The organism is Rubritalea squalenifaciens DSM 18772 (assembly GCF_900141815.1).
GTDB lineage: Bacteria > Verrucomicrobiota > Verrucomicrobiia > Verrucomicrobiales > Akkermansiaceae > Rubritalea > Rubritalea squalenifaciens.
This window is the reverse complement of sequence record NZ_FQYR01000003.1, coordinates 323,606-335,874: the sequence shown is the minus strand read 5'-3', so window position 1 is coordinate 335,874 and position 12,269 is coordinate 323,606. Positions and strand designations below refer to the sequence as shown.

The window sequence follows — 12,269 nt, the reverse complement described above, 5'->3', positions numbered from 1 at the left end:
CAACATTTATACTAAGAACCTACTAACGTAATAAGGCGGCAGGATTACCTGCCGCCTTATTTTATGATCATCTTGATGATTATGGGCTTACTTCCCTAGGTAGAGCCATACATGTCCAGTGCGGTTACTTTTCACCACCTTAGACATACTGTTGCTGATGTCTCTATATTCTTTCATGAGAGCAGCTCTCTCCTCGCCAGTTCCTTTCTGTAGTTTGGAACGCAACTCAGCCATCTCATCAAACTTGCGCTGGGCGTCTTCACGGGTAGCACCACTGGCTAGCTCGTTGACCGTCACTTGATCTCCCACTAGGATATCGAGTTTCCCATCACCATTCACATCGTCCGCAAAGACTCGTGTAGATCCCGCAGGCCCACCGGAAATGTCATCTGACCAGACCTGACTGATTTTCGTAGGCTCAATCAGCCATTTGAATGCTTTAAGCGTGATCTCCTTGCCCGGACCTGCCGTATTCTCGGCCCATTGGACACCACCTGAGGATGAGCCAGACAAAAGATCCAAATCACCATCTCCATCAATATCCGCACAGATTGGATCGGAATGAACGCCGGAGATTTTCAATGCTGCCCCATCTGCCATGACAGGCTCTGCCTTATTGGCAAATGCTCCTTTGCCCTCACCTCTGATGAGGTAGAACGTCCCTTTAAAATTACCTACAATCAGGTCTAAATCTCCATCACCGTCCCAATCAACTGCTGTTGGACGGGTACAAATACGCTCCACGTTACTCTCCTCGTCAATCAAGAGGGGCTTGTCATCTTCCCCTTTCAGCGGGATAGGAGCAGAGAACTTTCCACCGTCTTCTCCCCACAGGACATAAAAATAGCCAGTCATCGGCTTTACACCTTTGGCCGCGTAGCAGCCGGAAAGGATGTCCATCTTACCATCACCATTCAGATCCACAAACTGTGGAGTCGATGAGGTGCATCACCAGACGCCCGGCACACTGGCTTCTTTTCCACCAGCTCGGAGCCACGCACCTGCAGCGTACTTGCCGCCCTCTTGCCCCTTGAAGACCTGAATTTTACCACCACGGAACTGACCGACCACGAGGTCCTTTTTACCGTCACCGTCGATATCGGCCAAACTCGGGCAGGCATATCCGGGAGACTCCACAGAAAGAGTCCCCTCGGCAGTTTTAAGAAGTTGTGGTTCCTCAAATGAGGCTGCGTGTAATTGTGGAAGCAGCAGAGCTACGCCACTCAAAATAACATGTTTCATCCTGCCAAAAGCGCCATCTGTAGGATATCTTGTCTAAATTTAATGACTTGAAAATGGGCGTAAATCATCGCACTCCTTCGCTATGAGCTCAGAGCAACCAGACAAACTCAACTATGGTATTCTCGGTGACGATGGAATGACCAACGAAGAGAAGATCGCCAAATACACTGGCGACGTCGACTGGGAGTATCTCAAGCCACATTACAAGACTGGGGCCATGATCTATGTCGATCCCAGCCTGGACCTCAAAGAGGTCGCTAAAGCCTTCACTGATGATGACAAGGCCAAGGTAGAAGCCTGGCTGAAAAAAGCCGACCTCGTCAAACCATCTCACCTGCACGCCGATTGGTGGGAGCACGATAACAGCCGCTTCAATGCGGTGGTCGTGAATCCATTCGTCTTGGCGCAGCCCTTACAAGAGTCCTAAGCCTCGCTGACGAGTCGAGTCACCACACGGACTTTGACTTTTCCCTTGGTCGATTTCTCCGCAGCCTGCTGTAGGGCCTGCACCTGTTCTTTGCTCACGGGCTCACTGGCCTCTACGAGCACCTCAAGGATCTGCACCCCTTTCTCATACTTCAGGCGCTGAACACTGAGGACATCCAGCCCTTCAGATTGTCCTGCGGAAGTCACTTTCTGCTCAATATCAGCAGCACCTGCGATTTTGCTCACCAATGCTGAGGACAGAGGAACGACCAGACCAGCCATAACCAAAGCAAAGGTAATGGCCATACGTTTGGCCCAGCTTCCCCCATTGGAGGATTTCCCTCGGATACCCGCCAGGAAGAAATTAACCGCACTACCAATGACAATAGCCACCACGTTGGTTCCGAAGAGCAAGCCCGCGCCCTGCGCCACCGCAAATTTGCCCATCGCCAGACAGATACCTACCGTCGCAATTGGTGGAACCAAGGCGGCAGCAATAGCCACCCCCGCCAGAGCCCCACTGAGCTTAGGTCTGGCCAAACAATAACTCGCTGCCACTCCAGAAATAAAGGCGACTCCCAAATCCAGAATACTAGGCGCCCCTCTCGCCGCCAATTCACTGGTCAGTTCAAAAGTGAGTGCTCGGGCAGCCAAACCCATCAAAAATCCAATACTCAAGGCACAGAAGAAGCCGAAAATCACTGCACGCTGACATTGCTTCCACAATGGCCAGTTACCCTGGACCAAGGCCAGCCCGCCACCCAACAAAGGAGTCATAAGCGGAGCCACCAGCATGGCTCCAATGACTACAGCTCCACTGTCGGCCAGAAGCCCCAAACCTGCAATCGCCGTTGCCATCATCATCAAGGAGGCAAAGTCAAACGACCAACGAGCCTTGTCCTCAATATCATCAAAAAGAGCTACACGCTCCCCGCGGTTTAGCTGAGGAATGCTCAGGTGCAGCAAACGCTCGAAGCGCTCACGCATACGGTGCCCTATGGGACGCTCTCCACGGATCACCCCGACACTCATACCCTCGCCTCCGCGAAGCAAGCGGTCTGGCACCGTACCGAAGAGCTTACGCCGGATACTACTGGCACCACTGGCTCCGATCAACATGAGCCCATACTCGCCGGTCTCTACCTCTTTACGAATAGCTCCGTACACATCGCTATTCAGGGAAACCTTACGCTCCACTGACATGGGGTCCACCCCGGCACGTTTCACATAGCGCTCCAAATGGACACCCCCAACCGCCCGGGACACATCATCCACGTCAGGCTCCACGAAGAAAGCCGTCACGTCCATCCCGACCGAATCCGCGGCTATCTTCAAACCTCTTCTGGAGTGAGGACCACCTGCACAAGGTAGCAAGACTTTCCCACCACCACTGGCCCCCTCTCCCAAACGTAAAATCATCAAGGCGCACGGAGCATCCTCCATCAGGTTCTCCAAAGCACCACGATAATACTCCGGATGGTCTGCCCTGTCCTGCAGTATCATGAGCCCTGGCTTCAACTCGCTGACGATGTTCATCACACTGCGATAAACATTCACCGTTTCGACAGAACCTAGCTCTATTCCGATACCTTCGACCTCTGAGAGCCCCTGCTCTACTCCATGCCACCAGCTATCTCCAGCGTCACCATTCCAGTTCTGCCAGATCGGCTGGCCGATCCCCTTGCCTTCCTCCACTCTCAGAATCCGCAAGTGCGCGCCTTTCCCATGGGCAAAACGTACACTCCATCTGGTGAGCGCCTCAGCCGACAACCCATCCCTAACAACCAGCAATACATCCATTGGCACAAGTAATACTATCTAACAAAGATACGTGTAATCAGTTCCCAAACTTTCTCTCAATCTCCTTGAGAGAAATATGAATCAAGGTAGGTCTACCATCCGGCGTGCAATAAGGGAGCTCACAGTCAAAGAGTTCATCCAACATACGCTCAGCACCAGCCAAGCGGCATGGTTCACCCCATGCCACACGTTCCGCCAGTTTTTCAGCAAAGACTTCGTAGGCCATCCGCTTACCACGCTTACCACCAACTGTCTCTATCAGCTCATCAATCACTGCAGTGATAAAGCTCCTCGGGTCTTTATCATTCAGCAAGGCCGGCATGCTTCTCACTTGTAAAGTTCCACCGCCAAAAGGTTCTACGGAAATACCAGCTTCGGTAAAATTCTCCAAATTGGACATCACGACGTCCAAGTCCCGGGCATCTAGCTCAATCAATTCGGGCACCAGCAATCCTTGAGCTTCGAGCTGAGAACTCTCGTCTCCAGCCAAGAACGCTTCATAGACGATGCGCTCTCTGGCAGCCTTGGGGTCCATCAGCACCAAGCCATCATCCCCCTGCATGAGAAAATAACGATCATGCAGAACACTGAGCACTTGAAAATTATGTTTGGGCCCATCATCCTGCTGCTCGGTATGCAGGAGCTCTTCCTGCTTTGGTTCTGAGGCTTGAGCCTTGAAAGGAGCGGCTGTAGTAACTGGTGCTTTGTTCACTGCTGCGGGAGTGGGCTTCACTATTGCAGGTGATTTCGGGGCCTTGTCAGAATCCTCAGGTATACCGGTTAACTCTTCTTTCGTCTCATCAGCAATGGCCTCTGTCTGTTCGAAGGGCTTACGGACAGGTGTCTCTGCCCCATCTTTGCGTGATACAATCTTGGCGACACCACGAAGCTTCTCCGCAGCCTGCGCTTTCGCCTCCAAGCCTGCTTCTACCGCGCTGAGAACCAGATTCCTGACTTCAAACGGCTTGTGAAAGCGCACTTCCTTCTTGGCAGGATGAACATTCACATCCACCAGGCTTGGATCCATGGTGATCCACAGCCAGCAGGCTGGGTGCATGCCCTCACCCACGGACCCCTTGAAGGCATCCTTGATGGCCCGGCTAATCGCCGGATCCTCGATCGGTCTTCCGTTTAGAAAGATGAACTGCTGGCGCTTCCCTTTACGTGCATAATCAGAGGGTAAAACGTAGCCGCTCACCGTCATCTGAGCGTCCTCGGTCTCAGGCACCTCAATCACCGCTCGTCCAGCCTCTGCCCCACTGAGCCCCGCGATACGCATTCTGCGGTCACCGGTCCCCGGCAAGTCAAAAACTACCCGGCCGTCTTTGCGATAAGTGAATCGAACCTCAGGCCATGCCAAAGCATGCAAGCGTACTTGGTGCTCCACATGGGCACTTTCGGTATTCTCCGTTTTCAGGAATTTTCTTCGAGCTGGAACATTAAAAAACAAGCTCCGCACCTCAAACACCGAGCCAGGCTGTAAGCCCACAGCTCGGACATCCTTTAAGACACCACCATCGACAATCAATTCGGTACCTTCCACGGCATCGTGCTCACGTGTCGCCAGACGGAACTTACTCACACTGGCAATACTCGGTACAGCCTCCCCACGAAACCCCATGGTGGTAATCTCCATGAGTTGCTTGGAATCCTTCAGCTTACTCGTGGCGTGTCGCTCCAGACACATCATGGCATCCTCTCGCCCCATACCCGACCCATCGTCGGTAATCTTGATCAGATTCGTTCCCCCTTTGGAAATTTCAACCTCCACATGCTTGGCACCCGCGTCCAAAGCATTCTCCACCATTTCTTTGACGACACTCGCCGGCCGCTCAACGACTTCACCAGCCGCCACTTGGCTGGCCAGAATATCCGGCAATATCGCTATCTTTCCCATCCGGCCACAATCTGAACCAGCCCTCGCCCGACATTCAATACCTATCTTTCGAGAGCCGGCCAGATTTCCACACGCTGAAAGGAAATTTAGGGAATTTGGGACAATTCCTCAGGTTTCGGCTCAAAGAAGTCTACCAAGCCCTTGACCTTAACCTTGGGATTACCGTTCACATCATTGACGACATAGATAAACACCTTGAGGTGTTTGTTCGGATTAAACTGGTAGGTATTTCTCGCAAGCCACTTGGACTTGCCGTTGACTTGAGTGATCAGCCCGAAGGGCAGCGCTTTGCCATCAGAGTAATTGAACTTCACCGTGCTCACTCTCTTATCTGGAGAGATCTTGAATTGCTTGGAACCCAACTTACCGGATATCGCCATTTTGGTAAGATTATGAAACTGATAAGCCCCAAAAGGAGAATCCGCCCTGGAATCAGCAATAGCATAAACATTATACTGGTTCGTCTTGGGGTCTTTCGGGAAGAACAGGAAGATGTATTGGCCCTGCAATTTAGGTACTTTCACACTGGCTGCCACATGATACTTGTCCTCACCTTCCACCACAGTCTTGCGGTAGAAACGGACCGTCGTACTGCGCTTGGTCTCGTATACAGGTGAAGTCTCCATCTGATGCATGGCCATGACGGCATGGGTCGCTTTTTCACCGCCTTCTTGCTGACCTTCCCTCTTATGAAGCAGATAATACAGCTCTTCATCGATTTTTTCCCAGCTTGCTGAGCGGAACACCAAGCCAGCCTCACCCTGCGCATACAGGGTCTGCCCAAGCATTACCAACGCACCAAACATGGTAACGCTGATCCATTTTTTCATCATTACGTAGGTTTTCATTGTCTAAATTTCGTCGTTATTCAGCCATCGGAAGGAAACAATATTGAATCTGCGGCCATACTTCTTCGACTCTTGGCTCAAGTCTGGGTTGACAATAAACGGGTCCACTCCAGCGGGGTCTTTGGCGCTGTCGTATTCAGGGTTCACGGCATCGCTCAATTTGTCATCGTCATTGAACAGGTCCGGCTGACGCTGAACTACGGCCTCGCACCAGCTTTTGGCTCGTACACGACCAGTCTTAGGATCAACGGACTCACCATAGGCTCTGATCACAAAGGTATCCGAGCGGGCAACCAGTACATTACCCAATCCTGTGAGGATATCACTCTGGCGAATCTTTCCAGTAATCCCTCTCTGATTACCACTGCCGTAGTCACTAGTCGTCAGCGCCTTCTCAATTGCCGACTCCAAAGCTCCCGACTTACCCGTATCATCTTTTGCAAGACGTCTGTTCACAAAGTCCCCCACGGAAAGGAAAGGTCCACGTATTTTTACCTGCTCGACGATGGCATCGGCCAAGCTGTCGATCTCTTGGTCAGACAAGGAGACATACCCCCCCCATTCTTCCCCATCTCCACCAGCAGGTACAGTCAATCGAGAGAAGCTTGCCTCATTGGCGCTGGTGCCAACAGACACCGAACCATTCTCTTTATTCACCTGCGCGACATCTTTCTTATAGATGCTGGAGAGCCATGCTTTCCAAGCCTCCTTACGGGTAGAATTCACATTGAATCCACCATCCAACATGAGGTTCCTTGCCATCCAGCGATAGTGGGTCAACTCTGGAATCAGTCGCTCACCCTTATCGTAGGCTGACGAAGCCAGTGAAAGCTTCAAGTTCGCCAATCCTTTTTGGCCGTTAGTATCGACAAACTCCTGCATTTTCTCCTCAGCTTCTTTAAGCGCAGCAGACCCACTCGACTCATCATACTGCCCCTCAAGATAGAGACCACTGAGGAAATATCGATCCCATAGCGTAGAATTCACCAGATAGGGCATGTCATAGAACACGTTTTTGAATCTAGACTGGGAAACCTCCTTGATGAGCTTGTCCTGCGTAATCTTTGGATGAGGGAATGAACTACCAATCGTGTAGGGAGAGGACCAGCCCGTAGATCCCATCTGGCAGCTCTGGAATGCCCCGAGACTTACCAGTGGTGAATCCGGCACATCATAGTAGACCACATGAGTTTCGCCAGACCCATCGTGTGAGCTCCCCCAGAAACCATTGTTTCGACTACCGATGCCATTTTGTAGCAAATCAAAATCGCTTACCTTGGAAATTTTCGCAGTCCATCCATCAGGGATTCCTGGCCCGTCCCCCATCGCCTTGGCATGGTTAGTAATAGACCTAGGATCAATCTGAGTAGCTATGCCGTAGCTTGCTTCATCAGCGGCTAGTCTCCTAAATTCAAGACTCGCTATGGCTTTCTTATTGGAAATGCCGACAGGTATATTCGACAAAGAGACTTCAAACTTCCCATCATCCACCATCTCACTGCTCTTGTTGATATGTACGGATGAGATCTCAGGCTGATCGATCAGATTCCCAGATCCATTGGTGTCGAATGGATTATAGGGAGCACCGTGCAGCTGTTCGAAGTATCCTAGCACCGTGCTGAATGTAGAACGCTGGGAGTCATCAGGCTTAAGAATGAACTTCAAGCTATCCCCGTTTTCCAAGAGCCATTTGTCTGAGTGGTACAAACGATATCCGCCGCTCCAGTTGTTAGTGAATTTACCTGGTTCTGTGTAAAGCTGAGCATAAGAATAGGGTTTGGGTGCTCCAAAATCTAAAGCAAAGCTACGCACCTCACCAGGCATCAGAACGAGATTGGATCCCGGACGAGCTTGCCCCGGTTCTTTGTTAGCCACACCAATACGGATGTGTTTGAACGGGAAAGCCATGTCGGCTCCATATCCTTTACCTGGTTCACTGGCCCACTGCTCTGTAGCGCCAGAGGAGCGCTTGCACTCCATAGACCATCTCAGACCATTCAAGTTCAGCTGAGTGAATACAGCCTCCGCCTCTACTGGGACATTGTAAGGATTCCATAAGTTGCCCACTGCATCCACACAGACACTTAGACGTTTCTTGCCTCGATACGGTTCGGTGAGAACACTGAACACCAAGGTGAATTTCGTCAGCACCGGGGCAATTCCATAGGAGGTGAATCCCATATTATTCCATGGGCGATTGCTTGCAGGAATCGCTGAGCCATAGCTGTAGAATGGATCCCATACACTGTTAGAGCTGTATCCACCACCCACAGTCAAGGATTCACCCACATAGGTATGGGATAAGAGTGTGTGCCCCATTGAATCCGTTCTGAAACTGTACGGCTCATAGGGACGAGCTAGCCAGCTACGCTCAGTAGACGGTGCTCGTACACCGCGTCGGTCTCTATGTGAAGCGGCCTTCGACTCCAGATCTCTTTTGTATAGCCTATAGTGAGAGCGTAACAGGTCCCATGAGGGTCCACGCAAATATCGTTTATTGCCCGTTCTATCAGTTCTACCGCCCCCTTCAGGATAAGCAAAGACATAGCCCATTTTCTTCGACCACCAGTAGGGACGATAACCAGACATATTCATACGGGCATGACGCCAATCACTGTTCTGATCTCCTGAATTATTAAATTCCCAGATGGAGCTGAAGTAGCTTGGTCTGTCTTTAATGGAATCTGCCTGATTCAGCTCATAGCTCCAATCTGAAGCAGAGCTATCGGCTTTGTTGCTCGGCAACTCAAAGGGCAAAGACAAATCTCTCCTTAGTCCACCTCTCACGACATCACTCAATACTGAACGGCTGTGAACAGTGGTATCAAAGTAGCTCTCCTCAACGACTTCGCTCTCCAGGGAATCGCCAATCAACTCCAGCTGATTACGTGTAATCAAGGAAGAGACTTCATTCTCAGATATTTTTACCTTCTCGTATCCATCAAGCGCTTGAGTACCAGTCGAGTCCTGGCTCATCCAGCTGATACGGCTGCGCTGATCAGCACTAAATGAAGATTCGTCCTTTTTATTCGGCACAACATTGGCTTTTACCCCTTCATCCAGAGCCACCCACGCGTATCGACCGACAACTTTCTGATTGATTTCAAGCGCTACAGGCGGCACCTCAATGTATTCACTATCATCAGATTTTTTACCAAGAGTTCCCTCTCCCAAAAGAGTCACCAAATTCTCCTCACTAAACTCCCCCTTGGCAAACTCAAGCTCATCAAGCTTGCTCTCATCACCAGAAAGCAACCAACCAACAAAAGCTTCTTTGTTCCGGTCTTTTTCGTACGGCTGCCAGTAAGAAAAAAGACCACTACTATCGCGTTCATTGAGAACTTCAGAAGAATAAACCCCTACCAGATGTTTCTTAGAATCTGCACGGTCCCAACCTGCAAAGCCCTCGCTACCCAAGATATCAGCCTCTGCACTGACACGCTGGTCTGGCCCCATGGTCTCTTGCAACTTGCTAATCGCCATCATCAGTGCCAAGCGAGCATTCGATTGAGCCTCCATCTGATATCTATCTTGAGCGGATATCTTTGATTGCTGTGCAGACATCGTAACTACCCCAATGCCAATGACCATCAACAGGATCATCACAACAAGGGTCGACACAAGGGCAAAACCCTTGTTTTCGAACCCATGCCCACACGACACAAAAGATTGATTCTCTGAAGGTTGCTTCATACCGCAACAAGCTAGCACTCTTTACTAGCCTGTCACCCAAGCGCAATTGGTCTAGACAGCCGACCACCTCAAAAAGGCAAGCCTACCAGATTTCTTTCTACCTTGCTCTGTCTTGAATGTGCATAGAACGCCTATTTCAGAGCACCCTGCCCCCTCTCCCATGCGGGAGAAGAATAAGCGCAATTTTCATCCTCCAAAGCCACCTTCTAACAAAAACTACCCTAACCAGAAAGCTCCCCCTCAGCCCACAGTTGAAATCTGAAACGAATGAGAGTGATAGTTTGCGCGACTATCACTCCCCATATCAAGAGCTCCTTACTTGGACTCTCTCAGTAGCTCCTCTAGTGTAAACCTGAGGAAATAGATTTCATGCGGTCCTTCATAGAGAACGCCTACCTTGTCGTTTCCGATTCTCGTCAGGCAGGAATACCCACTGCAGGAACGCACATCATAGAGGCTGTGCCATATTGAAGGCCAAGTCAGCCCTTCATCATCGGATACCTTGATCGACATATGGTTACGTCCACTTTGAGTATTTGGATTGGAGAATAAAAGCAAATCAGCTTCACCCTCTCTCTCGAAACGATAGAGACTGGCCATGCAAATCGGCTCATTGAGCGCCTCTCGGTCAGTCGGATGCAGCTCCCAAGTTTTTCCTAAATCATAAGTCAGGCCAATAGTTCGATAGGAACCTCGATTATCACGGCAATTGAGCATCAGACTACCATCACCTAACTCTACAACCTGAGCCTCGGTGGTATTGGATTTGATGCCATTGCCAGCCTGCCAGGTTTTACCATGATCCTTGCTGTAGATAATGGTCGAATAAGGCGTACCTACTTTTTTGCCGTCCGCATTCTTATCGCCATCCTGATACTGGGCCGCAAAGACCAGCGTCCCATTCTTCATGGTAATACCAGCTCCTGGCCCTTGCAGCATGTAGTGCCATTCGGGCTTCTTTACCTGTTCTGTAATATTGATGGGCTTAGACCAGCTCTTGCCGTCATCATCGCTATAGACGAGCATGAACTGTCCTGTCTCCTCTGGCTTCATTCCCTGCCCTGAGCCATGCCAAGCTCGATTGCCATGACTCCATACTCCAGCGACCCATATACGGTTGTTAGAACGATCTACCAAAACAGCCGGATCTCCAATCCCATCATGATGCCACTTGGGATCATCGCCCATATCCATAATGATTTTCATGTCCTCCCAGCTTTGCCCCCCGTCTGTGCTACGACTCATGCCCACGTCAACGTTGCCGGGCAGATCTCCACCTCCGTTCCATCGTGCATCATAAACCGCAATGAGAGTTCCTTTATTGGTGGTAGCCATCCCCGGAATGCGAAATGCCTTGGAGCCGTCGTCACCACCTTGGCGCAATGCTACACCAATCCGTTGAGCCCCCTGCGGACTGACCACACTTGGTTGCAATTCGGCACCATCACCCAATTTGACCTTGGAAATTCCCGCATCAACAGAACCATCGAGACTGGCGTTCTCTTTCAGGCTTACCGATACCCAAAATTGATTCCTCCCGCTTTCCAGAGTAGCAGAACCCTTCAAGGTCATCATCTCAGCAATGTCCGAGCTAGTAGCAATCACCTTGCCAGCTCCAGGCTCCTCCTCGTTTCCGGCATAGAGGACACTCACAGACTTGATGTCCTGTATACGCCCCGTTCCCTCCAAGCTAAGTTGGAATTCCTCCACAGTTTTGGGCTCCGTTCTCCCGTCAGTGTCCACGGTAAACCCCACCACCGGGTTGACACTCTTACCCACAAGCACAGGCACCACAGGCTGCATCGTTTCAATACTGGAGACCATCATGGGCTTCAGTTTTTGCACCCAGACATCATCAATGAGCACACCTGTATTTTCCGGCGTCGTAGCCACCCACCTGAGCCCTTCAGTCCCCTGCTCTAGCAGAAGACCCGTACGAGCATGAAAATCACCTAGCTTGGTTTCGCTGGAAAGGTCTTTCTTAGTTCGCCACTGCCCTCCAATTTTCACCTCCAGCTTATATTCAAAGGGGGTCCGACTGGTCCAGCGCTCAGACCAAAAGCTCAGCCACATCTCCTCCGCCAAAGGCTGCTTGAACATAAGCTCGACAGACTGGTCCTCTCCGCCCTTCAAATGCAGGCTCTGTGAACCAGTCTTAGAGTGTCCGGCAATCACAACAGCCGAGTCTGCACTCGTCTGCCATGAACCGTAACCTACTTCATACTGGGAAATCCCAGCACCAGCCTGAATGGCTTCAAAACTCTCGGGTGCCGCACACACTGTACCAGCCATAAGAAACATCATCAACGATCTCATGACCATAAGGTACGCGCACCCCAGTTTTTCTCTTCACAGAATGACTG

8 protein-coding genes are annotated in these 12,269 nt (G+C 50.8%); 1 reads left to right on the top strand and 7 read right to left on the bottom strand.

Annotation, left to right across the window (positions count from 1 at the left end; all coding sequences use genetic code 11):
• Nucleotides 1–87: 87 nt before the first annotated feature.
• The gene (locus BUB27_RS06825; protein WP_159434846.1) at nucleotides 88–900 is read right to left on the bottom strand and encodes an FG-GAP repeat domain-containing protein; all 813 of its coding nucleotides are present in this window, start codon (nucleotides 898–900) and stop codon (nucleotides 88–90) included.
• Between the two features lie 48 nt (nucleotides 901–948).
• On the bottom strand, nucleotides 949–1,242 hold the full coding sequence (locus BUB27_RS06820; protein ID WP_143158817.1) for a hypothetical protein: 294 nt from the start codon (nucleotides 1,240–1,242) through the stop codon (nucleotides 949–951).
• An 82-nt stretch (nucleotides 1,243–1,324) separates the two neighbouring features.
• On the opposite strand from BUB27_RS06820, the gene BUB27_RS06815 reads away from it, so the two are divergent.
• Nucleotides 1,325–1,669 carry a DUF2288 domain-containing protein gene (locus BUB27_RS06815; RefSeq protein ID WP_143158816.1) on the top strand — a complete coding sequence of 115 codons (345 nt, stop codon included), beginning with the start codon at nucleotides 1,325–1,327 and terminating at the stop codon, nucleotides 1,667–1,669.
• Here the strand turns inward: BUB27_RS06815 and BUB27_RS06810 are convergent.
• The 5 genes from BUB27_RS06810 to BUB27_RS06790 all read right to left on the bottom strand — a co-directional run bounded on the left by BUB27_RS06810 (nucleotide 1,666) and on the right by BUB27_RS06790 (nucleotide 12,222).
• The gene (locus BUB27_RS06810) at nucleotides 1,666–3,468 is read right to left on the bottom strand and encodes a DUF389 domain-containing protein (protein ID WP_143158815.1); all 1,803 of its coding nucleotides are present in this window, start codon (nucleotides 3,466–3,468) and stop codon (nucleotides 1,666–1,668) included. The two genes, BUB27_RS06815 and BUB27_RS06810, sit on opposite strands and share 4 nt — an antisense overlap.
• A gap of 37 nt (nucleotides 3,469–3,505) precedes the next feature.
• A complete protein-coding gene (mutL, locus tag BUB27_RS06805; protein WP_143158814.1) occupies nucleotides 3,506–5,365 on the bottom strand; it encodes a DNA mismatch repair endonuclease MutL in 1,860 nt (619 codons plus the stop codon).
• A gap of 86 nt (nucleotides 5,366–5,451) precedes the next feature.
• Nucleotides 5,452–6,213 (bottom strand): hypothetical protein, encoded by a 762-nt coding sequence (locus BUB27_RS06800; RefSeq protein WP_143158813.1) that lies wholly within the window; start codon nucleotides 6,211–6,213, stop codon nucleotides 5,452–5,454.
• 3 nt (nucleotides 6,214–6,216) lie between these two features.
• Nucleotides 6,217–9,777: a hypothetical protein gene (locus tag BUB27_RS06795; RefSeq protein ID WP_234991697.1), complete on the bottom strand. Its 3,561-nt coding sequence runs from the start codon at nucleotides 9,775–9,777 to the stop codon at nucleotides 6,217–6,219.
• 444 nt (nucleotides 9,778–10,221) lie between these two features.
• Nucleotides 10,222–12,222: a sialidase family protein gene (locus BUB27_RS06790; protein WP_159434844.1), complete on the bottom strand. Its 2,001-nt coding sequence runs from the start codon at nucleotides 12,220–12,222 to the stop codon at nucleotides 10,222–10,224.
• Between the last annotated feature and the right edge of the window lie 47 nt (nucleotides 12,223–12,269).